This window comes from Roseateles chitinivorans (assembly GCF_002761755.1).
In the GTDB taxonomy this organism is placed as follows: domain Bacteria; phylum Pseudomonadota; class Gammaproteobacteria; order Burkholderiales; family Burkholderiaceae_C; genus Roseateles; species Roseateles chitinivorans.
In genome coordinates, this window is sequence record NZ_PEOG01000013.1 from 1 (window position 1) to 24,247 (window position 24,247).

Annotated in this window: 23 protein-coding genes; 14 read left to right on the forward strand and 9 right to left on the reverse strand. The window is 70.9% G+C overall.

What is annotated here, in order from left to right; translation table 11 throughout:
• Positions 1–87: 87 nt before the first annotated feature.
• The 3 genes from CS062_RS06060 (at position 88) to CS062_RS06070 (ending at position 3,504) form a co-directional block, all read left to right on the forward strand.
• Positions 88–348, forward strand: coding sequence for a hypothetical protein (locus tag CS062_RS06060; RefSeq protein ID WP_099860547.1), 261 nt, complete (start codon positions 88–90; stop codon positions 346–348).
• On the forward strand, positions 345–1,115 hold the full coding sequence (locus tag CS062_RS06065; RefSeq protein WP_099860548.1) for a LytR/AlgR family response regulator transcription factor: 771 nt from the start codon (positions 345–347) through the stop codon (positions 1,113–1,115). Before CS062_RS06060 ends, CS062_RS06065 begins: the two co-directional genes overlap by 4 nt.
• A gap of 121 nt (positions 1,116–1,236) precedes the next feature.
• Positions 1,237–3,504, forward strand: coding sequence for a molybdopterin-dependent oxidoreductase (locus CS062_RS06070; protein WP_099860549.1), 2,268 nt, complete (start codon positions 1,237–1,239; stop codon positions 3,502–3,504).
• 12 nt (positions 3,505–3,516) lie between these two features.
• On the opposite strand, the gene CS062_RS06075 is transcribed toward CS062_RS06070, so the two are convergent.
• The 4 genes from CS062_RS06075 to CS062_RS06090 form a co-directional block, all read right to left on the reverse strand.
• The gene (locus CS062_RS06075; protein ID WP_099860550.1) at positions 3,517–4,545 is read right to left on the reverse strand and encodes a sce7725 family protein; all 1,029 of its coding nucleotides are present in this window, start codon (positions 4,543–4,545) and stop codon (positions 3,517–3,519) included.
• A gap of 276 nt (positions 4,546–4,821) precedes the next feature.
• Positions 4,822–5,481, reverse strand: a complete 660-nt coding sequence (locus CS062_RS06080) for a BON domain-containing protein (protein WP_199174178.1) — start codon at positions 5,479–5,481, stop codon at positions 4,822–4,824.
• Positions 5,482–5,510: 29 nt separating this feature from the next.
• Positions 5,511–6,080, reverse strand: a complete 570-nt coding sequence (locus tag CS062_RS06085) for an SIS domain-containing protein (protein ID WP_091720410.1) — start codon at positions 6,078–6,080, stop codon at positions 5,511–5,513.
• Between the two features lie 45 nt (positions 6,081–6,125).
• Positions 6,126–6,533 (reverse strand): YraN family protein, encoded by a 408-nt coding sequence (locus CS062_RS06090; protein ID WP_099860552.1) that lies wholly within the window; start codon positions 6,531–6,533, stop codon positions 6,126–6,128.
• On the opposite strand from CS062_RS06090, the gene rsmI reads away from it, so the two are divergent.
• From rsmI to CS062_RS06105, 3 genes are all read left to right on the forward strand, one after another.
• On the forward strand, positions 6,532–7,494 hold the full coding sequence (gene rsmI, locus CS062_RS06095) for a 16S rRNA (cytidine(1402)-2'-O)-methyltransferase (RefSeq protein ID WP_099860553.1): 963 nt from the start codon (positions 6,532–6,534) through the stop codon (positions 7,492–7,494). The two genes, CS062_RS06090 and rsmI, sit on opposite strands and share 2 nt — an antisense overlap.
• A 100-nt stretch (positions 7,495–7,594) precedes the next feature.
• Complete coding sequence (gene tldD, locus CS062_RS06100; RefSeq protein WP_099860635.1) at positions 7,595–9,058, forward strand: metalloprotease TldD; 1,464 nt, start codon at positions 7,595–7,597, stop codon at positions 9,056–9,058.
• Between the two features lie 313 nt (positions 9,059–9,371).
• Positions 9,372–10,520, forward strand: coding sequence for a 3-deoxy-7-phosphoheptulonate synthase (locus tag CS062_RS06105; RefSeq protein ID WP_099860554.1), 1,149 nt, complete (start codon positions 9,372–9,374; stop codon positions 10,518–10,520).
• Here the strand turns inward: CS062_RS06105 and CS062_RS06110 are convergent, their stop codons facing one another.
• Together CS062_RS06110 and CS062_RS06115 are read right to left on the reverse strand one after the other, a co-directional pair.
• Positions 10,521–11,354 carry a lectin gene (locus CS062_RS06110; protein WP_099860555.1) on the reverse strand — a complete coding sequence of 278 codons (834 nt, stop codon included), beginning with the start codon at positions 11,352–11,354 and terminating at the stop codon, positions 10,521–10,523. It abuts the gene before it with no gap.
• Positions 11,355–11,422: 68 nt separating this feature from the next.
• Entirely contained in the window at positions 11,423–11,809 is a 387-nt protein-coding gene (locus CS062_RS06115; RefSeq protein ID WP_143742262.1) for a hypothetical protein, read from the reverse strand.
• A gap of 343 nt (positions 11,810–12,152) precedes the next feature.
• On the opposite strand from CS062_RS06115, the gene CS062_RS06120 reads away from it, so the two are divergent.
• Positions 12,153–12,998 (forward strand): M90 family metallopeptidase, encoded by an 846-nt coding sequence (locus CS062_RS06120; protein ID WP_233217933.1) that lies wholly within the window; start codon positions 12,153–12,155, stop codon positions 12,996–12,998.
• Between the two features lie 18 nt (positions 12,999–13,016).
• Here CS062_RS06120 and CS062_RS06125 read toward each other — a convergent pair whose 3' ends face one another.
• The gene (locus CS062_RS06125; RefSeq protein WP_099860557.1) at positions 13,017–13,568 is read right to left on the reverse strand and encodes a protein phosphatase CheZ; all 552 of its coding nucleotides are present in this window, start codon (positions 13,566–13,568) and stop codon (positions 13,017–13,019) included.
• 296 nt (positions 13,569–13,864) lie between these two features.
• On the opposite strand from CS062_RS06125, the gene CS062_RS06130 reads away from it, so the two are divergent.
• Positions 13,865–14,311 carry a hypothetical protein gene (locus CS062_RS06130; RefSeq protein WP_099860558.1) on the forward strand — a complete coding sequence of 149 codons (447 nt, stop codon included), beginning with the start codon at positions 13,865–13,867 and terminating at the stop codon, positions 14,309–14,311.
• Between the two features lie 40 nt (positions 14,312–14,351).
• On the opposite strand, the gene CS062_RS06135 is transcribed toward CS062_RS06130, so the two are convergent.
• Entirely contained in the window at positions 14,352–15,041 is a 690-nt protein-coding gene (locus CS062_RS06135) for a CBS domain-containing protein (protein ID WP_099860559.1), read from the reverse strand.
• A gap of 75 nt (positions 15,042–15,116) precedes the next feature.
• A complete protein-coding gene (locus CS062_RS06140; RefSeq protein WP_099860560.1) occupies positions 15,117–15,587 on the reverse strand; it encodes an Lrp/AsnC family transcriptional regulator in 471 nt (156 codons plus the stop codon).
• A 153-nt stretch (positions 15,588–15,740) separates the two neighbouring features.
• Here CS062_RS06140 and CS062_RS06145 point away from each other — a divergent pair, with 153 nt between their 5' ends.
• The 6 genes from CS062_RS06145 (at position 15,741) to CS062_RS06170 (ending at position 24,243) form a co-directional block, all read left to right on the forward strand.
• Positions 15,741–19,328, forward strand: a complete 3,588-nt coding sequence (locus CS062_RS06145) for an indolepyruvate ferredoxin oxidoreductase family protein (protein ID WP_099860561.1) — start codon at positions 15,741–15,743, stop codon at positions 19,326–19,328.
• A 175-nt stretch (positions 19,329–19,503) separates the two neighbouring features.
• Positions 19,504–19,791 (forward strand): DUF4160 domain-containing protein, encoded by a 288-nt coding sequence (locus tag CS062_RS06150; RefSeq protein ID WP_099860562.1) that lies wholly within the window; start codon positions 19,504–19,506, stop codon positions 19,789–19,791.
• Entirely contained in the window at positions 19,778–20,500 is a 723-nt protein-coding gene (locus CS062_RS06155) for a DUF2442 domain-containing protein (RefSeq protein WP_099860563.1), read from the forward strand. The genes CS062_RS06150 and CS062_RS06155 overlap by 14 nt, the downstream gene beginning before the upstream one ends.
• 77 nt (positions 20,501–20,577) lie before the next feature.
• A complete protein-coding gene (locus CS062_RS06160; RefSeq protein WP_099860564.1) occupies positions 20,578–22,125 on the forward strand; it encodes a DUF1800 domain-containing protein in 1,548 nt (515 codons plus the stop codon).
• A 10-nt stretch (positions 22,126–22,135) separates the two neighbouring features.
• Positions 22,136–23,464: a DUF1501 domain-containing protein gene (locus CS062_RS06165; protein ID WP_099860565.1), complete on the forward strand. Its 1,329-nt coding sequence runs from the start codon at positions 22,136–22,138 to the stop codon at positions 23,462–23,464.
• 470 nt (positions 23,465–23,934) lie between these two features.
• The gene (locus CS062_RS06170) at positions 23,935–24,243 is read left to right on the forward strand and encodes a FagA protein (protein ID WP_143742263.1); all 309 of its coding nucleotides are present in this window, start codon (positions 23,935–23,937) and stop codon (positions 24,241–24,243) included.
• The last annotated feature ends 4 nt before the right edge of the window (positions 24,244–24,247 follow it).

Below are 24,247 nucleotides of genomic sequence, written 5' to 3' on the forward strand. Positions count from 1 at the left end.
CCATCATCGTGGACGGCCTGACCGTGGGCTGGCTGGCGCTGACCCCGATCGAATCGGTCAGTCCGGGCGCGGAGAAGCATTTCTACGATGCGCAGCTGCGCTCGGCCTGGGTGGTCGGCGGCGCGGCTGCCGACGCAGGCCCGGCTGAGCGCCCAGGAGGCGGCCGGCGGCGGACTGCGGCTGCGGCTGTCCTTCGACCGCGGCGGCCTGTGCGGCGAGGACACCGCGCTGCGCGCGCTCGGCGAGCGCCTGGAGCGGCTGGAGCGCGCGCCCGGCGCGCCACCGCCGCGGCTGCAGTGCCGCAGCAATGCCGACGACACCGAATTCACGCTGGAGCTGCCCGCATGAGCTTTCACCCCGCCGCACCGACCGCGGTCGTCGCCGAGGACGAGGAGACGCTGCGCCATGAACTGATGGACCGGCTCGCGCAGCTGTGGCCCGAACTGGTCGTCGTCGGCGAGGCCGCGGACGGCGTGCAGGCCTTGCGCCTGCTACAGGAATGCCGGCCCGACGTGCTCTTCCTCGACATCCAGATGCCGGGCGCCACCGGGCTGGACGTCGCGCGGCAGGTGCAGGGACGCTCGCATGTCGTCTTCGTCACCGCCTACGACCAGTACGCGGTGTCCGCCTTCGACGAGGGCGCGGTCGACTATCTGCTCAAGCCGCTCGAGCCGGCGCGGCTGTTCACCGCGATCCAGCGGGTCAAGCAGCGCATGGCGGGCCCGCCGGCGGACCTCAGCGCGGTGCTGAGCCAGCTCGGCGCGCAGGCCGGCAAGCTGCCGCAGCGCCAGTTCCTGCGCTGGATCAACGCCTCGGTCGGACAGACGCTGAAGCTCATCACCGTCGACGAGGTGCTGTACTTCCAGTCCGACAACAAGTACACCCGCGTCGCCACGCGCCAGGGCGAGGCGCTGATCCGCAAGCCGCTCAAGGAGCTGGTCGACGAACTCGATCCGCAGCAGTTCTGGCAGATCCACCGCTCGACGCTGGTCAACGCGGCCGCGGTGGCCGGCGTCTCGCGCGACTTCCGCGGCCGCATGCAGGTCAAGCTCAAGGAGAGCGAGGACGCGCTGATCGTCGCGGAGAGCTACACCCACCTGTTCCGGCAGATGTAGGACGGCCGGCGCCGCCGGCCTTCACCGACCGCCCGCCACGTCATCCCCGGGCTGTCGCCTACATGACCGCGAGGGCTGGGGCGGCCTCCCACAATCGCCGGCAAACGACGGGAGACACGCCATGGCCCTGGACGCCACAGCCACCGAGCAGACCCACACCCGCATCTGCCCACTTTGCGAGGCCTGCTGCGGCCTCGAGATCCGCACCCGCACCACGTCCGAGGGCACCTCGGTCGTCTCGATCCGCGGCAGCGAGGCCGACCCTTTCAGCCACGGCTACCTGTGCCCGAAGGGCGTCGCCCTCAAGGACCTGCACGAGGACCCCGACCGGCTGCGTCAGCCGATGCGGCGCCGCGCGGACCGCTCGGGCTTCGAGCCGGTCAGCTGGGACGAGGCCTTCGCCGAGGTCGCGCGCCGCCTGCCCCCGCTGCGTGAACAGTACGGCGCCGACACCGTCGCGCTGACCATCGGCAACCCGGCCTCGCACAAGATCGGCCTGTTCAGCTACTTCCCGCACCTGGCGCGGGCGCTGGGCACGCGCAACCTGTTCTCGGCCTCGACGCTGGACCAGATGCCCAAGCAGCTCGCCTGCGGGCTGATGTACGGCCACTGGCTCAGCGTGCCGGTCCCGGACCTGCCGCGCACCGACCTGTTCATCTGCCTGGGCGCCAACCCGATGGTCAGCAACGGCAGCCTGTGGACCAGCCCCGACTACCGCGGCAAGGCCAAGGCGATGCGGGCGCGCGGCGGCCGCATCGTCGTCATCGACCCGCGCCGCACCGAGACCGCCCAGGCCGCCGACGAGCACCTCGCGATCCGCCCCGGCGGCGACGTCTACCTGCTGCTGGGCCTGCTGCACACCGTGTTCGACGAAGGCCTGGAGCGGCTCGGGCGCCTGGCCGAGCATGTCGAGGGCCTGGACGCGCTGCGGACCGCCGTCGCCGACTTCCCGCCTGAGCGGGGGGCCGCGCATTGCGGCATCCCCGCGGAGACCCAGCGTCGCCTCGCGCGCGAGTTCGCGACGACACCCAGGGCGGTGCTCTACGGCCGCTTCGGCACCTGCACGCAGCGCTTCGGCTCGCTGAACAGCTGGCTCATCGACGCGCTCAACATCGTCACCGGCCACTTCGACACCGAGGGCGGCCTGATGTTTCCCAAGGCCGCCGCCTTCGCCGCCAACACCCTGGGCCGGCCGGGCCAGGGCAAGGGCGTCGCGACCGGGCGCCGGCACAGCCGCGTCGGCAAGGCGCCCGAGGTGATGGGCGAGTTCCCCATCAGCTGCCTCGCCGAGGAGATCGAGACGCCCGGCGACGGCCAGGTGCACGCGCTGATCACCGTGGCCTGCAACCCGGTGCTGTCCTCGCCCAACGGCGCTCGGCTCGCCCGCGCGCTCGACAGCCTGGACTTCATGGTCAGCCTGGACCCCTACATCAACGAGACCAGCCGCCATGCCGACCTGATCCTGCCGCCGCCCTCCCCGCTGGAGGACTGGCATTACGACATGGTCTTCGCGCAGCTCTCCTGGCGGAACCATGCGCGCTGGTCGGGCCCGGTGCTGCCCGTCGACGCCGACGCCCCGGAGGCGCCGCGCGCCGAATGGCAGACGCTGCTGCGCCTGGCGGCGATCGCCTCGGGCCTGCCGGCCGATGCCGACCTGCAGGCGCTGGACGATGCCGCGCTGCGCGCCGAGCTGAAGCGACAGGCCGGGGATCAGGCCGATGCCCTCTTCGGCATGCTCGAGGGCGGCGCGGGCCCGGCACGCTGGCTCGACCTGGGGCTGCGTTCAGGCCCCTACGGCGACCGCTTCGGCGCGCGGCCGGACGGGCTCACCCTCCAGCGGGTGCAGGCGGCGCCGCACGGCATCGATCTGGGCGAGCTGCAGGCCCGCGTCCCGGAGATCCTGCGCACGGCCTCCGGCCGGATCGACCTGGCGCCGTCGGCGCTGCTGGCCGACCTCGCGCATGCGGACACCGCCTTGCGGCGTCCGACCGGCGACGAGCTGCTGCTGATCGGCCGGCGCGAAACCCGCAGCAACAACAGCTGGATGCACAACCTGCCGGTGCTAGCCAAGGGCCGCGAGCGCTGCACCCTGCTGGTCCATCCGGACGACGCGGCGCGCGCGGGGCTGGTGGACGGACAATCCGCGCGCCTGAGCAACGCGCGCGGCAGCGTGATCGCGCCGGTCACGCTGAGCCCGGACATGCGGCCCGGCGTGGTCAGCCTGCCGCACGGCTGGGGCCATGACCTGACCGGCAGCCAGTTGAGCGTGGCGGCCCGGCATCCCGGGGTCAACATGAACCTGCTGCTGGACGAGGAGGCCCGCGACCCGATCTCGGGCACCTCGGTGCTCAGCGGCATCCCGGTGCGGCTCAGCGCGGCCGAGGCCTGAGCCGGCGCTGGCTCAGGCGCGGTCCGCCGCGGGCGCCAGCAGGCTCGTCGGTACGCCGGCGGGCCTGGCTTCGGGAAAACGCCCCGCGAGCACGCCGCTGATCAGCTCGAGGTGGTGCATCAGTTCCCACTGCTTGCTGAGCGCCCGCGACGGCAGGATGCCGTCGATGAGGCTGGCGAGGTAGCGCCGCACCGCCTCGGTGGGGCCGAAGCAGGCGTCGTCGCGGTCGAGCGCGGACTGGAAGGCCCGCAGCGCGCGGCGAAAGCGCTCGTCGGCGCTGTCGTCCTCCGGCGCGAGCCGGCCGCTCATGAAGGATTCAAGCCAGATCGCGGCCGGCGCCGGCGCGACGCGCAGGTAGCTGAGCCGGAACGCGGCCTGGCGCGAGCTCGCCTCGGGCATGTCCGGACGCGAGGGCAGCGTCGTGTAGTCCGAGAAGTCTGCCCGGCCTTCGCGGCGCGGGTCGGGCAGTGGATCCTGGAACGGGTGACGGTGATCCTGGCGCAGGTCGGGGCTGTCCGGCAGGCGCCGTTCCTCGACCCACACGCAGGCGGCATCGCCGAGCGCGGCGCGTGCCGCGGCCGTGGGCTCGACACCCTTGAAGAACACCTGCCCCACCCGCGCGCCGCCGAGCATCGCCATCACCTCGGACAGCGGCGGCGCGTCGGGGCCGACGACCAGCCCCATCGGCCGGGCCCCGAACACCTGCACGAAGCGCCTCACCACGTCCGGTGTCAGCGCCGGGCCGAGCATCAGCGTCGGATGGATCCACTGGCGCGTCGGCAGCGAGGTGAACAGCTGCCGGCCCCAATCGAACGCCTCGGCAGGCAGCAGCAGGTCGAAATCCTGCTGCACCGGATTGACCACCAGCCACACCGGCAGGCGATGCGCCTCGCAGGCCTCCAGCGTGTGCCGCATCGAGGTCGCCATCACCCGCACCGGCTCCATCACCGGCTGCACCTGCCCATCCACGCCGAGCACCGGCGCGAGATGGCGCAAGGCCAGCACCTCCTTCTGTTTGCCATGGAGATAGGGGAAGTACATGGGCTTCGCCTCCAACTGTCTCGATTGAGGGAGGGGCGATGATGATGAGCACTGCCTCATCCGTCAGCAGCGATCCCCTCCATCAATGCGCCAGATCAAGGGAGCCGGAAAAACGGCCGCCCCCGTCGGTCAGGTGCCGCTTCGACCCGCGCGAGATCGCACTGACGGCGCCCCGCCGTGGCCACGACCAGGCCACCCGTCGCGCCAGGAAAAAAGGGACCGCATGGCGGTCCCTTCGGGGCGGTCCGGCCGGCGCGGCGGCCGGCAGGTGTCGGTTCAGGGCGTGCTTTTCGGCTTGGCCGGCTGCTGGGCCTGGCCCATCGCGGCCAGTTCGGCCTCGCTGATGATCTCCATCGCGCGCACCACCTTCTGCACGCCGCGCACGCCGCGCGCGATCTCGGTCGCGCGGCTGGCCTCGCGCTCGGTCACCCGACCCATGATGTAGACGTTGCCGCGCTCGACCACGATGTAGAACGCGTTGGTGATCAGGTCCTTCGCGTCGACCAAGCTGGCCTTGACCTTGGCGGCGATGGCCACGTCGTTGGCACGGCTCGACAGCGAGCTCAGCATGCCCACGCCCACCTCGTTGAGCACGTTGCCGACGTTCTCGACGCCCTGGGCGATGCGCTCGACCGCGGCGCGGTCCTCGTCGTTGCGGGTCTCGCCGGTCAGCAGCACCATGCGGTTGTAGCTGTTGACGTTGATGTGCACCCGGTCGCCGAGCTGCTCACGGATGCGGTTGGCGGTCTTGAGCTCGATGCCCTGGTCCTCGAGCTGCGTGCCGGAGGTGCGCCGGTCGGTCGCCACCATCGCGCCGCCCACCGCCGCGCCGCCGACGATCAGCGGCACGCAGGCGGTCTGCAGCAGCGCGCCGCCCACTGCGGCGGCAAGGATCAGGCGGCGGGTCCAGCGGGGGCTTCGGGTCACGGTCGTCATCGGGAGGTCCTTCAAGGTCGGGAGGAGGGTCATTCGCCCGCGCCGAGCAGCTGCAGGTCGATCGCGTCGCTGAGGCAATGGGAGAGGAGGCGGTGCGCTTCGGCCACCCGGGCGAAGCGGCTGTGCGGCACGCGCAGCTGCACGTCGGTGTCCAGCAGCGTGCCGCGCCAGTCGTCGTCCTGCGTGCCGCTGAGCACGATCACGCTCATCTCCTGCGCATGCGCCACCTGCAGCAGCGCGGCGGCCGCGCCGCTGGCCTGCGCCTCGTACAGCAGCAGCAGGTCGCCGGGATGGCCGAAGGTCTGGATCTGGCGCATCAGCGCCGAGGCGGGATCGGCGTAACCCTGCGCCTGCGCGTCGAGCGCGATCGCGGCCAGTCCGGGCCGTTCCTGCTCGAAGCGACCGGACAGCAGCGAGGCCATGTAGGTCGCGTCGGCGGCCGAGGTGCCGAGCCCGGCGGTCAGCACCCGGCCGCCGGCGGTGAGCGCGTCCACCATCATCTGCGCCGCCACCGCCAGCGGGCGGGACAGCCCTTCGGCGACCTGGTAGAGCAGGTCCGCGCTCTCGAAGAATTGTTGTTGTATGCGTTGTTCCAACATGAGCGCGGATGATAAAGGGTGCACGGCCAGCGGCCGCCGCCGGCCTCAATGCTCGGCCGGCACATCGAACGCGCCTTGCAGCCACTCGATGCGGTCCCCGTCGATCGCCACCACGTCGAACCGGCAGGGCGGCATCTTCGCCAGCGTGAGCAGGAAACATTCGGCGGCGAAGATCACCTTCCGTTGCTTGGCCCGTGTCACGCTGGCAGCCGCGCCGCCATGCGCATCCTGTTCCCTTGAACGGACCTCGACGAACACCAGCGTCCCGTCCCGCGCCCACAGGATCAGATCGACCTCCCCGCCCCGGGCGGACGGCCCGCGCGCGACCCGATAATTGCGCGCCACCAGCCGCAGCCCCTGCCGCCTCAGGTAGTCCAGGGCGCGCTGCTCGGCGTCGGCGCCCCGTGCCTGCGCCTGCGCGCCGTCCCGTCCGATGGAGAGTTTCTTGAACATGTCGACGTCCCCGTCCGCCTCGCTGATCGCTGCCGCTTCCGCCGCGGCCGGTCATCAGCAATTCCCGGGCGGCACGCTCTACGTCGTCGCGACCCCGATCGGCAACCTCGCCGACCTGAGCCTGCGCGCGATCCACGTGCTCGGGCTGGTCGACGCCGTCGCCTGCGAGGACACGCGCGTCAGCGCTCAGTTGCTGCGCTGGCTCGGCCTGCACAAGCCGCTGGTGGCGCTGCACCAGCACAACGAGCAGCAGGCGGCCGAAGGCCTGGTCGCGCGTCTGCTCGCCGGGGAACGCATCGCCTACGTCAGCGACGCCGGCACGCCGGCGATCTCGGACCCCGGCGCGGTGCTGGTGGCCGCGGCCGCGCGGGCTGGCGTGCGCGTCATGCCGCTGCCCGGCGCGAGCAGCGCCGCCGCGGCGCTCAGCGTGGCCGGCGACGCCCGCGCCCAGGGTTTCCGCTTCGTGGGTTTCCTGCCGACCAAGTCGGCCGAACGCCGCGCGGCACTGCAGGCGCTGACTGGCGCGCCGTACAGCCAGGTGCTGTTCGAGGCGCCCCATCGGATCCAGGAACTGATCGCGGAGCTGGCGGAGCTGGCGCCCGAACAGACGCTGACGGTCTGCCGCGAGGTCACCAAGCAGTTCGAGACCATCCACACCGCGCCCTGCGCCACGCTGCCCGCCTGGATGGCGCAGGACAAGCAGCGCGAGCGCGGCGAGTTCGTGCTGGTGCTGCATGCCGCGCCGGCGCCCGTGGGTGAGGTCGGCCTGCCCGAGGAAGCCCAGCGCACGCTGCGCGTGCTCATGCGCGACCTGCCGCTGAAGCAGGCGGCGTCGCTGGCCGCGGAGCTGACCGGCGAATCGCGCAAGGCGCTGTACCAGTTGGCGCTGGCCTGGAAGCAGGACGCCGGGGACGACGCCGAGGACGAGCCCGACACGGGCGCCGGCGCCCTCTCCGGCTGAGCCGGCCGTCCGCACCGGACCGGCCGGTCCCCATCCTTGCGGCAGGGTCGGTCACCGCGTCCGCCCCCCGGCCGCCATGGGCGATGCCTACAATCGCCCGATGATTTCGCGCGAACCCACCCTCGCCCGCCTGGTCACCGCCCGTGCCCAGCTGCTCGAACCCTTCGGCCTGACCGACGCGTCGCTGTCGCAGGCGCTGCGGCTGATCACCGAGCATCGCGTCGACGACGCCGACCTCTATTTCCAGACCACCCGCGCGGAGGGCTGGAGCCTCGAGGAAGGCATCGTCAAGAGCGGCAGCTTCTCGATCGACCAGGGCGTGGGCGTGCGCGCCGTCGCCGGCGAGAAGACCGCGTTCGCCTACTCCGACGACATCTCCGAGGCCGCGCTGCTGGACGCCGCCCGCACCGTGCGCGCGATCGCGTCGGCGGGACAGAGCCGGCGGGTGAAGGTGCCGACCGAACCGGTCGTGTCCGCGAGCCGCGCCCTCTACGGCGATGCGGATCCGATCGCCAGCCTGGACAGCACGCAGAAGGTCGCGCTGCTGGAGCGCACCGAGCGCCTGGCCCGCGCCAAGGATCCGCGCGTCAAGCAGGTGATGGCCGGCCTGGCCGCGGAACACGAGGTGGTGCTGATCGCCCGCGCCGACGGCACGCTGGCTGCCGACGTGCGGCCGCTGGTGCGCCTGTCCGTCACCGTCATCGCCGAAAGCGACGGTCGCCGCGAAGTGGGTTCGGGCGGCGGTGGTGGCCGCTTCGGCCTGGCCTACTTCACCGACGAGATGATCGCGTCCTATGTCGAGCAGGCGGTGAGCGCGGCGCTGACCAACCTGGAGTCGCGCCCGGCGCCGGCCGGCGAGATGACCGTGGTCCTGGGCCCGGGCTGGCCCGGCGTGCTGCTGCACGAGGCGGTCGGCCACGGCCTGGAGGGCGACTTCAACCGCAAGGGCTCGTCGACCTTCTCCGGCCGCATCGGCCAGCGCGTCGCGGCCAAGGGCGTGACGGTGCTGGACGACGGCACCATCCCCGACCGCCGCGGCTCGCTCAACGTGGACGACGAGGGCTGCGCCTCGCAGCGCAATGTGCTGATCGAGGACGGCATCCTCAAGGGCTACATCCAGGACGCGATGAACGCGCGGCTGATGAAGGTCGCGCCCACCGGCAACGGCCGCCGCGAGAGCTACGCCCATGTACCGATGCCGCGCATGACCAACACCTACATGCTGGGCGGCGACAAGGATCCGGCCGAGATCATCGCCAGCATCGACAAGGGCCTGTACGCGACCAACTTCGGCGGCGGCCAGGTCGACATCACCTCGGGCAAGTTCGTGTTCTCCGCCAGCGAGGCCTTCTGGGTCGAGAAGGGCAAGATCCAGTACCCGGTCAAGGGCGCGACGATCATCGGCAACGGCCCGGACGCACTCACCCGCGTGAGCATGATCGGCAACGACATGCAGCTGGACACCGGCGTCGGCGTCTGCGGCAAGGAAGGCCAGAGCGTCCCGGTGGGCGTCGGCCAGCCCACGCTGCGCATCGATGGCCTGACCGTCGGCGGCACGGCCTGACCCCGGTCCGGCGAGCCAGCCCCGTGATTCCGCGAAGGCTGGCTTGCCCGATGTCGTCGCACGGCGGCGGCGGCGAGGCCTCAGCGGCGCTTGACGCGCCGCAACAAGCACAGGCACTATTGGCCCTTATGCGTTCCGCACCGAAGTTTTACTTTGCTTATTTTTGGTTCTCGCACCGCCCCGGCGGAGGAGAGGCGAACGCATAAGCAGCAGCGCCAAGAATCCTCAAGAAACCGCCGGGCCCCCAGCCCGGCGGTTTTTTTTCGGCCGGGCCCCGGGCGCCACACCAGCCCTCATAGAAAGCGTGATTCCCATGAATGCCAAGTCGACCCCCTATCCCAGCGCCGCGCAGGCGGAGCGCTGGTATTCGCCGCAGGACAAGACTTCCCAGACCGACGACGAACGCATCCTGGACATCACGCCCTTGCCGCCTCCCGAGCACCTCATCCGCTTCTTCCCGATCCGTGGCACGGCCATGGAGCAACTCGTCGTCGGCACGCGCCAGCGCATCCGCGACATCATGCAGCGCAAGGATGACCGCCTGCTGGTGATCATCGGCCCGTGCTCGATCCACGACCCGGGTGCGGCGCTCGAGTACGCCAAGCGCCTGATGACGATGCGGGAGCAGCATGCCGACACGCTCGAGATCGTGATGCGGGTCTACTTCGAGAAGCCCCGCACCACCGTCGGCTGGAAGGGCCTGATCAACGATCCCTACCTCGACGAGAGCTATCGCATCGACGAGGGCCTGCGCATCGCCCGCCAGCTGCTGCTGGAGATCAACCGGCTGGGCATGCCGGCGGGCTCGGAATTCCTGGACGTGATCTCGCCGCAGTACATCGGCGACCTGATCAGCTGGGGCGCGATCGGCGCGCGCACCACCGAGAGCCAGGTGCACCGCGAACTGGCCTCGGGCCTGTCGGCGCCGATCGGCTTCAAGAACGGCACCGACGGCAACATCAAGATCGCCACCGACGCGATCCAGGCCGCGGCCCGCCCGCACCACTTCCTGTCGGTGCACAAGAACGGCCAGGTCGCGATCGTCGAGACCAAGGGCAACCGCGACTGCCACGTGATCCTGCGCGGCGGCAAGGCACCGAACTACGATGCCGAGAGCGTGGCCGTCGCCTGCGCGGACCTCGAGGCCTCCAAGCTCGACGCCCGGCTGATGGTGGACTGCTCCCATGCCAACAGCAGCAAGAAGCACGAGCGCCAGCTCGACGTGGCCAAGGACATCGCCGCGCAGATCCGCGCCGGCAGCACCAGCATCTTCGGCGTGATGGTCGAGAGCCACCTCAAGGGCGGCGCGCAGAAGTTCAGCCCCGGCAAGGACGATCCCTCGCAGCTCGAGTACGGCAAGAGCATCACCGACGCCTGCCTGGCCTGGGACGACTCGATCGCGGTGCTGGAGGTGCTCAGCCAGGCCGTGCGGGCCGCCCGCACCGAGACGGTCGCGCGCTGATCACCACGACCAGCGCTGGTTCTCGCCGCCGTTGCAGCGATACATGATGACGGCCGTGCCCGGACGGGCGCGGCCGTTCTCGATGTCGAGGCACTTGCCGGAGTCGACGCTGTGGATCTCGCCGCCACGGGCGCGCCAGCGCTGGTTGGCGCCACCGTTGCAGGTGAAGGCCATCACCCGCGCGCCGTCGGAGGTGTTGCGGTCCGCGACGTCGAGGCACAGCCCGCCGACCCGCAACTCGCCGTTGCGGTTCCATTCGAAGCGCTGGTTCCCGCCGCCGTTGCAGTCGTAGACGATCAGGTTGCGTCCGGGCCGGGCGCCGCCCTCGATGTCCAGGCACAGGCCGCCCTTGCCGCGGATCTGGCGCCCGTTCCAGCCGCCGTCGTCCTGCCAGCCATCGTCGCGGTCCCGATCCTTGTCCTTGTCCTTGCTGGCGATCAGCGCGATGCCCGCGATCACCGCCGCCGCAGCGACCGCCGCGCCGATGTTGCTCGAGTTGTCGGAGTTGCTGGCATTGCCGGCGCCATCGCCCCCGGCCGCCGCCGAGGTGGTGATCCTGAAGCGGCCGCCGCAGCCGCCATCGACCCACAGCTCCTTGCCGCCCAGGTCGTAGCCCCAGGTGCGTCCGAAGCGGCAACCGCCGGCGGTCTGCTGCACCAGTTCCACCTCGGTCGTGCCGTCCGGCAGCCGATGACTCTGATAGCCGCCGCGGGAACTCAGCTCGATGGTCTGCTCCGCCGCCCACGCACTCGTGCCGCCCATCAGCAGACTGGCCGCGACGGGCAGCGCGATGGCGCGACGCGTCCAGCGGCCACGCCGGTCGGATGTCTTCATGATCCCCTCCTGCCTCTGCCCCGCTCCGCGCGCGATGCGCACAGGGGTGCGGGCGATGCTACGGCGCCTCAGGCGGTGACGTCCAGCACGCGCGGCGTCCCGCCGGCGCGCTCCACCTGGCTGACGAGCATCGGTCCGAGCGTCACCTGGACCTGCAGGTCGGGAAAGCTCGCGGCCGTGTACGTGCCGCGCGAATGGCTCGGCGTCTCGACACGGCTGGCCGGCGGCGCCTCCTGGCCGAGCGGATGCCGGCCATAGGTGACGTCCGCGCGGTTGCGCGCGTACATCTCCTTGAGCGGTCCCTCCGTCCCGATGAACGGGGACAGCTTCAGCACCACCGAGGGTGGCGGCCCGTCCAGCATCTCCTGCTGGATCCTGGCGCGGTACTGCTGCAGCGGACTGACATCGAACGGCGACGTCCTGAGCGGCGTCGCCTGCACTTCCGAAAACTTCAAATCGCCCCGACGGCGCCCGGTCTGCCCGACCGTCCGCCGCCCTCCCTCTTGATGCGTGTGTTCCTGTGGTGGGCGACGTCCGCGCGCGGCGCGTCGACGAGCGCTCAAGCCGGCGCCGCCCAGGCCGAAATTGTCCGGGGCGAGCGCTCGACCACCGACATGCGCGGCCGCGCGTCGGACGTCAATCGCCCGGCCGGAACCCCGGCGTCGCGCCGACGCCGCAGATGTGTTCGAGTCTCGGGCGAGGCGCCATTCGACGCACCGGTCGACGCTGCGGCCACCGGACGCAAGACCTGCCCCGCCCTTGAAAAGCCTGGCTCCGGCGCGCATGTTCGAGGCTTCGATGCGAAGCGCCCCTGGCGCCGATGCCATGGCCCTGCTCTTCCTCGCGCTGACCGCCGCGCTGCTGTGCTTCTGGTTGCTGAGCCAGCCCTGGCGGCAGGCCCGGCGCCGTGCCGCGCTGCGGGCGAAAGCCTTCCCCGCCGCCTGGCGCGCCATCCTGCGCCGCAACGTGCCGCAGGCGGCGCGCTTGCCGGCGGACCTGCAGCTCAGGCTCAAGCGGCAGATGCAGGTGTTCCTCGCGGAGAAGTCCTTCATCGGCTGCGCCGGCCAGGTCATCACCGACGAGGTCCGGGTGACCATCGCCGCGCTGGCCGCGCTGCCGCTGCTGGGCCGTGCGCGCGGCTACTACCCGAAGCTGCACACGGTGCTCGTCTACCCCGGCGCCTTCATCGTCGATCGGGTGCGGCACCAGGGTCCGCTGCAGATGCAGGACCGCCAGGTGCTGAGCGGCGAATCCTGGGGCGAGGGGCAGGTCGTGCTGTCGTGGGACGACGTCCTGCGCGACGCGGCGACGCCGGGGCGCGGCCACAACGTCGCGGTGCACGAGTTCGCGCACCAGCTCGATCAGGTCAAGGGCCTGGCCAATGGCGCGCCCTGGTTGGGCAGCCGTGCGCGGCAGGCGCGCTGGGCGGTGGTGATGCAGCAGAGCTTCGACCTGCTGCGCGCGCGGCTCGCGGCGGGCGAGCCCGACCCGCTGGGCGACTACGCGGCCACCGAGCCGGCGGAGTTCTTCGCGGTCGCGAGCGAGCGCTTCTTCGGCCAGCCGTGGGCGCTGGCGCAGGCGCATCCGGCGCTGTACGGGGAGCTGCGGCGCTTCTACGAGGTCGATCCGCTGCTCTGGTCCTGAGCGCGGCCCCCGCAGGGCTCAGAAGCCCATCTCGGCCAGCAGCGCGTCGACGTCGTCCTGCTGCAGCGCCTTGTCGGGCGTCTGCACGCCGGCGAGCTGTTCCTGCGCCGCGGCAGCCGGCTCGACAGGGTCGTGCGTCGCGAGCAGTTGCTGCAGCGGCGCCTCGGCCGGCCGCAGCATGCCCAGCACCTTGTTGATCACCTGGCCGGACAGATCCTGGAAGTCCTGGGCCATCATGATCTCGGTCTGCAGCCCCTTCACCCGATCGGCGAAACCCGCGGCGCCGGCGGCGTAGGCCGCGCACAGGCGCATCATCGCCCGGGCTCGCTCGACGCTCAGGTCCGGCGCGGCCGCCAGCCGCTGCAGCGACTCGGACAGCTCATGCCCCTGTCGGCCCACCGCCTGCGCATCCTCCTGTGCCGACTCGACGATGCTGAGCACCTTGCTGGCGGCCTGGTCGGTCATGCGCTTGACATAGTCCAGACGCTCGCAGGCATCCGGCAGCTCCTGGGACAGCTTCAGCAGCGCCTGATGCGCGGCGGCCGTGAGCGGGGATTCGGATTGAGACATGGCGGCTGATCGCGGTGGGTGGACGCGAAGGAAACGCGAGGTTGCGGACGGCACCGGCACGGTGCGCGGGCGCCATCTGCACTGGCGCTTCGGAGCGGTCTGGGCGCCGCTTTCGAACCCGGAAATCTTAATTCTGCAACCGGTGTAACCAACGGAAAGGGGGAGGGTCACCCGTGCATTTTTGGTGGGGAGCCCAGCATTTGAGTCAGCGATCAGCCGGGTCCCCTGTAGCCTTCATCCCGTCCGTCCGCGGCCCGTCCTTGCTGCCGTCCGTCCTTGGCAAAGCGATCCGTTTCATGAACATGGCCACCACCCGTCCCTCGCCCGGCTTCCATCGCGCTCCCTCGCGGTCCGGCTCATCCGGTGCCACGCGTCCGTCGGACGCGTCCCGCAGCGACGGCACCAGCTTCGCCGCCGCCCCGCGGGCCCAGGCGGCGGCCCCGCAGGCCTCGGCGCTGCGCGACGTCAGCGACGTCATGGTCGGCGTGACCCTGATCCTGGGCGTGCTGTTCGCGCTGCTGGTGCTGGCGCTCTACACCCGCGACTCGATGGCGGTCGGCAAGGCGCTCTCGGAGCAGGGGCAGGCGCGCGGCGCGCTGGTCTGCAAGGACGGCCGGATCGCGCGGGGCGATGGTTCCCTGCCGGACCGGATCATCGAGGACGGCGTCTTTGTCTGCACCGACTGGCGCACGCTGCAAGCGATCGAGCAGGAAGAGGCCGAGCGCGGCATGCGCAAGTACTGACCCTGCCGCAGCGCCGGCCCGGCGCCGGCCCGGCGCCGGTTCAGGTCCAGAGGTCCAGCGGCGGCTCGTGCGTCATGCCGCGCAGCAGGTCGCTGCGCGAGAGGAATCCGATCAGGCGACCGTTGTCATCACCCACCGGCATGCCAGGCAGGCCCAGGTCCAGCATCAGCTGCGCGGCCTCGCGCAGTGGCGTATCGGACTGGGCGACCGGCACCGGCGTCCACATCACCTCGTCCACGGGCGCGGCCAGGCGGTGGGCGATCATCGTCATCTCGGCGATCTCGTCGAGGTCGTCCGCCAAGCCGCGGGTGAGGTCGCCGCGCGCGGCCAGTCCACGCACTTCGCCCATCGGGCCCAGCACCGGCGCCTGCGCCACGCCGGCCCGCGACATCATCCGCATCGCCGCCCGCAGCGGCGCGCCCGAGCGCACGCTGATCAGTTTGCGGCTCATCAGCTGGTGGACCTGCGTCAGCGGCTGGCGGGTCGTCTCGCCGGCATAGGCGGCCAGCGCTTCCTGCGCGACGTAGGCCGACGCGCCGCCCGCCATCCCGCCGCCGGCCCCGCCCTGCCCCACGCCGGCCAGCACCACGGTCGACGGCGTCAGGTCGCCCTGGCGCGCGATGGGCGCCACGGCGCGCGTGCGCGCCACCGCCTGCACCGGCGCGAGGTCGCGCACCTGCTCGAGCCCGCCCGTCAGGATCTTTCCGGAGGTGCCGTAAACGGAAAACATGGTTTCAGGATCTCATGCGCGAACGCCGATGCCCATTGAGGAGAACACTCCCCGCGTCCCGCCCGAGGCGGTCGCTCACGGCACCGGATAGGCCGTCTCGTACTTCACTTCCCGGAGCACGACGTTGCTGCGCACGCTCGCCACGCCGGGCACCTTGAAGACCTTGCTCTGCAGGAACTGGTCGTAGACCTTCATGTCCGGCGCGACGATCTTCATCACATAGTCGGCCTCGCCGGTGATGGCCTGGCATTCCACGATCTCGGGGCTGGCCGCGACCATCGCCTCGAAGGCCTCGACCGCGCCCTCGGTGTGCCGGACCAGGCTGACATTGGCCAGCACGCAGATCGACAGCCCCAGCCGTTCCCGGTCCACCAGCGCCACATGGCGGCGGATCACGCCGCGCTCCTCCAGTTCCTTCACCCGCCGCCAGACCGGCGTGGCCGACAAGCCGACCTTGTCGGCCAGCTGCTGGGTGCTCTGGCGGGCGTCGGCCTGGAGCGCTTCCAGGATCAGGCGCGTCGCCCGGTCGAAAGGTTCATTCTCCATATCTGCCTCTTTTGAGAATGCTTCTACTGATTCGCAGGACGCAGCGAGCAAACGAAGCAAGAAAGTGCCGATTGTCTCGGAAAGAATTCGCTCATTCATAAATTCGAGCCGACCGGCCCTGCCGGCCGGCTCTTCCCGTTGGGGAGACAAGCCATGACCGAAGCCAGTCTTGCCGCCGCGTCCGCGCTGCGGCCGTACCAGCTCTCCGACAACCTCGCCGCGACCTCCGGCCAGGTGTTTCTCACCGGCACGCAGGCGCTGGTGCGCCTGCTGCTGATGCAGAAGGCCCAGGACGAGCGCCAGGGCCTGAAGACCGCCGGCTTCGTCAGCGGCTACCGCGGCAGCCCGCTCGGCATGGTCGACCAGCAGCTGTGGAAGGCGAAGAAGTTCCTCGACCAGGCACAGGTCAACTTCCTGCCGGCGATCAATGAGGACCTGGCCGCCACCGCCTGCCTGGGCGTGCAGCGCGTGGCCCTCGATCCGAAGCGCACCGTCGATGGCGTCTTCGCGATGTGGTACGGCAAGGGCCCGGGCGTGGACCGCTCCGGCGACGCGCTCAAGCACGGCAATGTCTACGGGACGGCCAAGCAAGGCGGCGTGCTGGTCGTCTGCGGCGACGACCACGGCTGCGTGTCCTCCTCCACCCCGCACCAGAGCGACCTGGCGCTGCAGGCCTGGTCGATGCCGCTGGTGCATCCGGGCAACGTCGCCGAGTACCTCGAGTTCGGTCTCTACGGCTGGGCGCTGTCGCGCTTCTCGGGCGCCTGGGTCGGCTTCAAGGCGATCTCGGAAGTGGTCGAGTCCGGCATGACCGTCGACCTGGACGCGGTACCGCTGGACTTCGAGCTGCCCGTCGAGCACACGCCGCCGACCGACCTGCACATCCGCTCGGTGGACCTGCCCTCGCTGGAGCTGGAATCGCGCCTCGCGCACAAGATCGACGCGGTGCTGGCCTTCGCCAAGGTCAACTCGATCGACAAGCACATCGTGGTGAGCCCGCGCGCGACGCTGGGCATCGTGACCGTCGGCAAGGCGCACTACGACTTCATGGAAGTCCTGCGCCGCCTGGACCTCGATCCCAACGCGCTGGCCGCCGCGGGCGTGCGGGTCTACAAGATCGGCCTCGTCTATCCGCTCGAGCCCACTCGCATCCGCGAGTTCGCCCAAGGCCTGACCGACATGCTGGTCATCGAGGAGAAAGCCCCGGTCGTCGAGCGCCAGATCAAGGAGCTGCTCTACCACCTGCCCGATGCGCAGCGTCCCCGGGTCGTCGGCAAGACCGATGAACACGGCGGCGCGGTGCTGAGCGCGCTCGGCGAACTGCGGCCGTCGCGCATCATGCCGACGGTCGCCGACTGGCTCGCGCGGCTCAATCCCGCGCTGGACCGCCGCCATCTGGTCGTCGACTTCCTGACGCCCTGCCTGCTGTCCAACAGCGCCGACGGCGTGCGCCGCCAGCCCTATTTCTGCTCGGGCTGCCCGCACAACACCTCGACCAAGCTGCCCGAGGGCTCGCGCGCGCTGGCCGGCATCGGCTGCCACTTCATGGCCAGCTGGATGGAGCGTGGCACTTCCGGCCTGATCCAGATGGGCGCCGAGGGCGTCGATTGGGCGGCCCACTCGCGCTTCACCACCGAGAAGCATGTCTTCCAGAACCTGGGCGACGGCACCTATTACCACTCGGGCTATCTGGCGATCCGGCAGGCCATCGCGGCCAAGGCCAACATCACCTACAAGATCCTCTACAACGACGCGGTCGCGATGACCGGCGGCCAGCCGGTCGACGGCCAGACCTCGGTGCCGCAGATCGCGCGCCAGGTCGAGGCCGAAGGCGTCAAGCGCCTGGTCGTCGTCTCCGACGAGATCGGCAAGTACGACGGCCATCACGGCCTCTTCCCCGCCGGCACCACCTTCCACGACCGCAGCGAGCTCGACGCGGTGCAGCGCGAGTTGCGCGAGATCGCCGGCGTCACCGTGCTGATCTACGACCAGACCTGCGCCGCCGAGAAGCGTCGGCGCCGCAAGAAGGGCGAGTTCCCCGACCCCAACAAGCGCATCTTCATCAACGAGTCCGTCTGCGAGGGCTGCGGCGACTGCGGCCAGGCGAGCAATTGCCTGTCGGTGGTGCCGGTGGAAACCGACTTCGGCCGCAAGCGCGCGATCGAGCAGAGCAGCTGCAACAAGGACTTCAGCTGCGTGAACGGCTTCTGCCCGAGCTTCGTCTCGGTGCATGGCGCCAAGCTCAAGAAGCGCGCCGGCGCCGCCTTCGGGCCGGCCGACCTGGCGCGCGAGATCGCCGCCATCCAGCCGCCCGCGACCTGGTCGTGGACCGGCCCGTTCGACATGCTGGTCACCGGCGTGGGCGGCACCGGCGTGGTGACGGTGGGCGCGCTGGTCACGATGGCCGCGCACCTGGAAGGCAAGCAGAGCTCGGTGCTGGACTTCATGGGCTTCGCGCAGAAGGGCGGCGCCGTGCTGTCCTTCGTGCGGGTCGCGCCGACGCAGGACCTGCTCAACCAGGTCCGCATCGACACGCAGCAGGCCGATGTGCTGCTGGCCTGCGACATGGTCGTGGGCGCCAGCGCCGATGCGCTGGCCACGGTCAAGGCCGGTCGCACGGTGATCCTGGCCAACACCCATGAACTGCCCACTGCCGCCTTCGTCCGCAACCCCGATGCCAGCCTGCAGGCCGACTCGCTGCTGGCCAAGATGCGCCACGCGGTCGGCGAAGGCGCCGGTCTGCTCGCCAGCATCGATGCACAGGACATCGCCCAGCGCCTGATGGGTGACACCATGCCCAGCAACATCGTGATGCTGGGCGCCTGCTGGCAGCGCGGCCTGGTGCCGGTGTCCTTCGAGGCGCTGATGCGCGCCATCGAGCTCAACGGCGTCGCGGTCGAGAACAACAAGACCGCCTTCGCGCTGGGCCGTCTGGCGATCGCCGCGCCCGAGGCGCTGCGCCGGCTGGCCGGCGAGCAGGCGGGCTCGGCGGTGCAGTGGTTCAACTTCGACCAGCTCGACGACAAGGATGGCCAGCCCGGCCTGATCTCGCGTCGCAAGGCCTTCCTCACCGAGTACCAGGACGCGGCCTACGCGTCGCGTTACGAGGCGCTGGTGCAGCGGGTGCGCGCGGCGGAATCGGCGCTCGGCGACGCCGGCAAGGGCCTGCGCCTGACCAAGGCGGTCGCGCGCTACTACGCCAAGCTGCTGGCGATCAAGGACGAATACGAGGTCGCCCGCCTGTACACCGACGGCAGGTTCGAGGCCGCGCTCAAGGCGCAGTTCGAGGACTGGGACCACCTGAGCTTCCACATGGCGCCGCCGTTGATCGCCAAGCCCGGTGCCGACGGCCGGGCGAAGAAGGTCGAGCTGGGGTCGTGGACCTTCAAGGCGCTCAAGGCGCTCGCGAAGCTCAAGGGCCTGCGCGGCGGCGCGCTCGACCTCTTCGGCAAGACCGAGGAACGCCGCATCGAGCGTCAGCTGATCCGCGACTACGAGGCGCTCGTCGACGAGCTGCTGGCGCACCTGAACGCCGACAAGCTCGACGTGGCGATCAAGCTCGCGCGCCTGCCCGAAGGGATTCGCGGCTACGGCCACGTGAAGCTGGCCAACGTCGTCACCGTGCGTGCGCAATGGAAGGATCTGCTGGACCGCTTCCATGGCCGCGCGGTCGAGGCGCCGATCGCTGTCGTGCCGCTGACGAAGGCCCCTGAACGTGTGAAGGGCGTGGCCGAACTCTGAAGCCCGGCATCGCCGACGGGCGAGGCCGCGCCGGGCTTCCGTCCTGAAGAGGGACTGCGGCGCGGGACGGTGCCTTCTTCGATATTCGTCAAGGCGTCGAGTCGGGAGGCCGGGGAAGCTGGACGCCCTCTGCCACTTCCCGAGACGGCCCGGCGGATGCCCGGCCGCTCCAACCATGCCGACGATCCTGAAGTTCGATGGATTGCGGGCGGTGATCTACCTCAACGATCAGCGGCCCGGCCACATCCACGTGATGGGCTCCGGCGGCGAGGCGCGCTTCGAGTTGCGCCTCGGCCCGGACAACGACGCCCCCTTCGCCCGCCCCGACCGCGGACGCGACGCGATCCTGCTGCGAGAGAACCACTTCTTCCCGCATGCGCGCCTCAATCGGATCGTCGCGGTGCTGGCAAGCCAGTTGCCGCGCCTGATCGCCGACTGGAGGGCGCTCCATGGCCGGCATTGACGATCCCCGGCGCGGCCTCGACCGGCTCGACGGCTTCGGGAACTCGGGCGATCCCCGCGCTCGGCATGACCGCCCCGGGGACTTCGGCCACCTCAGCCACCCGGCCGACGAGGCCTCCTCCCGTGACCCGGCGCTCCCGCCCGCCGCCATCGACGCGGACGCCTACGAGGCGGCGGAGCGCGAAGGCGCACTGCAGCGCGCGCTGCTGCCGGCGGCGGTGGCGGTGCGCTACGACGGCGCCACGGACCGGGTGCTGGTGGTCCTCGACACCGGCGTCGAACTCGCCTTCGCGCCGTGGCTGGTCCAGGGGCTGGGCGGCGCGGAGGCCGGCGACCTGGTCGAGGCGGAAATCTCGCCGTCCGGTCATGGCGTGCACTTCCCGCGGCTCAACGCCGATGTGTTCCTGCCGGGCCTGCTCGAAGGCGTGATGGGCACGCGACGGTGGATGGCCACGATGCGACGCGCCACGCCGCTGCATGCGCCAGCGGCCCCGGCGCTGTGCGCCCACAGTCGTCCCAGTCCTCCCAGTCCTCCCAGTCCTCCCAGTCCTCCCAGCGCTCCCAGCGCTCCCAGCGCTTCCTGTGGTCCCGTTGCTCCCGATGCTCCGCGTGCTCCCGGCGCTCCGCGTGTTCCCGATGCGCCTCGTGCTCCCGGTGGCCTCGAACCGCCCGACGCCCGCGAAGCGCCGTGGCCCGTCAAGCGCCCGTGAGCGGCGAGTCCGCTACAACTGTGAAGTAGCGCAAAGGCCCCTGGACACGCCGGATGGCCCGGCGGCATGCTTGCCGCATGTCCTTCCCGACCTCTCCCTTCGCGCCCCGCCGCCGCTCGCTGCTGCTGGGTGCGACCGCCTCCGCCGCGCTTGCTGCCTGCGGCGGTCTGTCGACCATGCCCGACCTGCCGATGGACGCCTCGCAGCGTCTGCGCGCCGCCAACCGCATCGGTTGGGGTGCGACGCAAGCGCAGCTGGAGGAGATCGAGCGCCTCGGCTGGGGCCGCTACGTCGAGCGCCAGTTGAAGGCGGACCCGCTGGCGCCGATGCCGCCGCCGATCCAGGCCCGCATCGATGCGTTGGGCATCAGCCAGGGCGACGTCACCGCGCGCGTCTGGGCCGCCGAGTCCCTCCGCCGCGGCGGCGACAAGGGAGCGACCGAGGAGGAACGCAGCGCCGCGCGCAAGGCCTACCAGGACGCGCAGGGCCTGGCCGCGCGGGAGACCGGCGAACGCCAGCTGCTGCGCGAGCTCTACGCGGAGCAGCAGCTGCTCGAGCAGCTGGCGTGGTTCTGGTTCAACCACTTCAATGTCCATCAGGGCAAGCGCGACATCCGCCTGCTGCTGTCCGATTACCAGGACCGGGCGCTGCGGCCGCACGCCCTCGGCTCCTTCCGCGCGATGCTGGGGGCGGTGGCCCGCCATCCGGCGATGCTGCGCTACCTGGACAACGACCAGAACGCTGTCCGTGCGATCAATGAGAACTACGCGCGCGAGCTGCTGGAGCTCCACACGATGGGCGTCGACGGCGGCTACACGCAGCGCGACGTGCAGGAGCTGGCGCGGGTGCTGACCGGCTTCGGCGTGCGCGTCGATCCGGAGCCGGCCAAGGTCGCCCCCAGATTCGAGACGCTGTACCGCCGCGACGGCCTGTTCGAGTTCCACCCCGGCCGGCATGATTTCGGCGACAAGCAGTTGCTCGGCCGCACGATCCGGGGCCGCGGCGCCGATGAGCTCGACGAGGTGCTGGACCTGCTGGTCGCGCAGCCGGCGACGGCGCGCTTCGTGTCCCGCAAGCTGGCGGTGTTCCTCCTGAGCGACCAGCCGCCGCCGGCCCTCGTCGACGCGATGACCGCGGCCTTCCAGCGCACGAAGGGCGACATCCCGGCCACGCTGCGGCCGATGCTGCGCTCGCCGGCGTTGCTCTCGGCCGACGCGCCCAAGTTCAAGGATCCTCATCGTTACCTGCTGTCGAGCCTGCGCGCCGGGTTCGAGCAACGGCCGCTGCAGAACGCGCAGCCGCTGCAGAACTGGCTGCGACGCCTGGGCCAGGGGCTCTACGACAAGCAGACGCCGGACGGCTACCCGCTGACGGCCGAGGCGTGGAACAGTCCGGGCCAGATGACGCTGCGCTTCGAGATCGCACGGCAGATCGGCGGCGGCGCGGCCGCGCTGTACCGCCCCGAAGGCACGACCGCCCCGGTTCCGCTGCCCGACCTGAAGGCGCTGCGGGCCCGCGTCGAGCCCAGCCTGGCGATCCCGACCCGAGAGGCGCTCGCCCAGACGACCTCACCGCAGCAGTGGCTCACCCTCTGGCTGTCCAGTCCCGACTTCATGTATCTCTGAGCTGTCCACCATGCACCGCCGCCACCTCCTGCAGGCACTCGCTGCCACGCCGTTGACCCTCACCTCGGCCCGCCTCTTCGCCGCCGCCCCGCCCAATCCCAGCGACCTGGAGAAGACGGGGACGCCGGAGCCCCTCCGAGCGATTGCCGAGCGTGCGGAGGCGCTTGAGCGAGGAGGGGCTCCGGCGTCCCCGTCTTCGGGCGCAGTCCAGCAGCGCCCCCGTTTCCTCCTGGTCTTCCTCCGCGGCGGCTACGACGCGACCCACCTGCTGGTCCCCACGGCCAGCAGCTTCTACTACGAGCAGCGCCCGCGCATCGCCATCCCGCGCCCGTCTCCGACCGACGCCACCGCCGCGCTGGCGCTGGATGCCGACTGGGGCCTTCATCCCGCGCTGAAAAGCAGCCTGTACCCGCTGGCCCAATCGGGCCAGGTCCGTTTCATCCCGTTCGCTGGCACCGAGGACCTGTCGCGCAGCCACTTCGAGACGCAGGACAGCATCGAGCTGGGCCAGCCGCTCGGGGGTTCGCGGGACTACAACTCCGGTTTCCTGAACCGACTGGCGGCCGAGCTCGATGCGCGGCAGGCGCTGTCGTTCACGGACCAGTTGCCGATCGCGTTCCGCGGCCCGGTGCGGATCGCCAATGCCGGTTTGCGCGAAGCGGCGCGCCCGGCGGTCGACGCCAGGAACCGCGCGCTGATCGCGAGCATGTACCGGGGGCAGGCGCTTGGCGCCGCGGTCGACGAGGGCCTGTCGCTGCGCGACGAGCTGGCGCGCGACCTGTCGCCCGACAAGATGAAGGCGATGACCGACGCGGCCGGCCGCAACGCGATCCCGGCCAAGGGTTTCGAGCTCGAGGCGCGTCGCATCGCCACGCTGATGCGGGGCCGCTTCAGCCTGGGCTTCATCGATGTCGGCGGCTGGGACACGCATGTGAATCAGGGCGGCGCGACCGGCCAGTTGGCCAACCGCTTCGAGGAACTCGGCCGCGGCCTGGCGGCGATCGCGGATGAACTCGGCCCGGACCTCTGGCGCCAGACCACGGTGATGGTGATCAGCGAATTCGGCCGCACCTTCCGCGAGAACGGCAACCGCGGCACCGACCACGGCCATGGCAGCGTCTATTGGCTGCTCGGCGGGGCCTTGGCTAGCGGCGGCCCGGTGGTCGGCGAGCAGGTCGCGCTGAACGCCAGGACCTTGTTCCAGAACCGCGACTATCCGGTGCTCAACGATTACCGCGCGGTGCTCGGCGGCCTCTGGCAGCGCCAGTTCGGCCTGTCGACCGCCGCCGTCGCGCGCGTCTTCCCCGGCGTCCGCCCGCTGGACCTTCGCCTGATCTGACCGCCGGTTCGCGCAAAACCCCCAGCTGTTGCAAGCGCTTGCAGCGCCAGCCTTGCAGATGAGAGCAATTCTCATCTAGCATCCCCACTCCAACGAAAAGACTCCGGCGGGATCCGACCCCGCGACCAATGCAATTGCAGAGAGGCCACGCCGCGCATCCGATCGGCATCGTTGCGCGGCGGGCCTCTCCTTCTTTTTGCCGTCGCGACACAGGCATCCGCCTTGCTGGAGCCCCTACCGTTGCCACCACCGCCAGCGTTCCTGCCAGCCCGCGCCCGCCGTCACCCGGCCCAGGTCTTGACCGTCAGGAGCCTCCAATGCCCTTGCTGCCATCGCGCCCCACCGCTTCCGAGGGAAGGTCCGCGCCACGCCTCCCTCTGGCGGGGGAGTTCCGCCCCGCCCCGATGGCGGGCGACGGCGGATGTGCCGCCGCCGATCATCCGGGCGTCGAGTGCCTGCGGTGGCTGGGTTTGAAGATCGCCTGCGGCCTGTCTCCCGATGACCCGGGGCTGCTGCGCCGCCACCAGCTGGCGCTCGAGCAACTGGTCGACGCCGGCGTGCTGGCGCCGATTCCCGCCCACGAGCAGGCCCTCCGGCTGCTGTACGGCGCCGCGCACGACACGCTGCTACCCTGGCACTGGCGATGCGCCTGCCTGGACCAGCTGAATCGGCCGCTCGCGGCCCTGCAGCGGCTGGCCGATGCGCTGGGCGACGCCGCCCTCGTCGCGCGCCTGCAGCGCTTCCACTGGCGCCTGAGCCGCAGCCCCATTCAGGAATGACCCG

What these genes read in the sequence shown, in the direction of transcription:
- CS062_RS06060 (WP_099860547.1), top strand. Translation starts at nt 88, where the DNA reads ATGCGCAGCTGCGCTCGGCCTGGGTGGTCGGCGGCGCGGCTGCCGACG.
- CS062_RS06065 (WP_099860548.1), top strand. Translation starts at nt 345, where the DNA reads ATGAGCTTTCACCCCGCCGCACCGACCGCGGTCGTCGCCGAGGACGAG.
- CS062_RS06070 (WP_099860549.1), top strand. Translation starts at nt 1,237, where the DNA reads ATGGCCCTGGACGCCACAGCCACCGAGCAGACCCACACCCGCATCTGC.
- CS062_RS06075 (WP_099860550.1), bottom strand. Translation starts at nt 4,545, where the DNA reads ATGTACTTCCCCTATCTCCATGGCAAACAGAAGGAGGTGCTGGCCTTG.
- CS062_RS06080 (WP_199174178.1), bottom strand. Translation starts at nt 5,481, where the DNA reads ATGACGACCGTGACCCGAAGCCCCCGCTGGACCCGCCGCCTGATCCTT.
- CS062_RS06085 (WP_091720410.1), bottom strand. Translation starts at nt 6,080, where the DNA reads ATGTTGGAACAACGCATACAACAACAATTCTTCGAGAGCGCGGACCTG.
- rsmI (WP_099860553.1), top strand. Translation starts at nt 6,532, where the DNA reads ATGTCGACGTCCCCGTCCGCCTCGCTGATCGCTGCCGCTTCCGCCGCG.
- CS062_RS06090 (WP_099860552.1), bottom strand. Translation starts at nt 6,533, where the DNA reads ATGTTCAAGAAACTCTCCATCGGACGGGACGGCGCGCAGGCGCAGGCA.
- tldD (WP_099860635.1), top strand. Translation starts at nt 7,595, where the DNA reads ATGATTTCGCGCGAACCCACCCTCGCCCGCCTGGTCACCGCCCGTGCC.
- CS062_RS06105 (WP_099860554.1), top strand. Translation starts at nt 9,372, where the DNA reads ATGAATGCCAAGTCGACCCCCTATCCCAGCGCCGCGCAGGCGGAGCGC.
- CS062_RS06110 (WP_099860555.1), bottom strand. Translation starts at nt 11,354, where the DNA reads ATGAAGACATCCGACCGGCGTGGCCGCTGGACGCGTCGCGCCATCGCG.
- CS062_RS06120 (WP_233217933.1), top strand. Translation starts at nt 12,153, where the DNA reads ATGCGAAGCGCCCCTGGCGCCGATGCCATGGCCCTGCTCTTCCTCGCG.
- CS062_RS06125 (WP_099860557.1), bottom strand. Translation starts at nt 13,568, where the DNA reads ATGTCTCAATCCGAATCCCCGCTCACGGCCGCCGCGCATCAGGCGCTG.
- CS062_RS06130 (WP_099860558.1), top strand. Translation starts at nt 13,865, where the DNA reads ATGAACATGGCCACCACCCGTCCCTCGCCCGGCTTCCATCGCGCTCCC.
- CS062_RS06135 (WP_099860559.1), bottom strand. Translation starts at nt 15,041, where the DNA reads ATGTTTTCCGTTTACGGCACCTCCGGAAAGATCCTGACGGGCGGGCTC.
- CS062_RS06140 (WP_099860560.1), bottom strand. Translation starts at nt 15,587, where the DNA reads ATGGAGAATGAACCTTTCGACCGGGCGACGCGCCTGATCCTGGAAGCG.
- CS062_RS06145 (WP_099860561.1), top strand. Translation starts at nt 15,741, where the DNA reads ATGACCGAAGCCAGTCTTGCCGCCGCGTCCGCGCTGCGGCCGTACCAG.
- CS062_RS06150 (WP_099860562.1), top strand. Translation starts at nt 19,504, where the DNA reads ATGCCGACGATCCTGAAGTTCGATGGATTGCGGGCGGTGATCTACCTC.
- CS062_RS06155 (WP_099860563.1), top strand. Translation starts at nt 19,778, where the DNA reads ATGGCCGGCATTGACGATCCCCGGCGCGGCCTCGACCGGCTCGACGGC.
- CS062_RS06160 (WP_099860564.1), top strand. Translation starts at nt 20,578, where the DNA reads ATGTCCTTCCCGACCTCTCCCTTCGCGCCCCGCCGCCGCTCGCTGCTG.
- CS062_RS06165 (WP_099860565.1), top strand. Translation starts at nt 22,136, where the DNA reads ATGCACCGCCGCCACCTCCTGCAGGCACTCGCTGCCACGCCGTTGACC.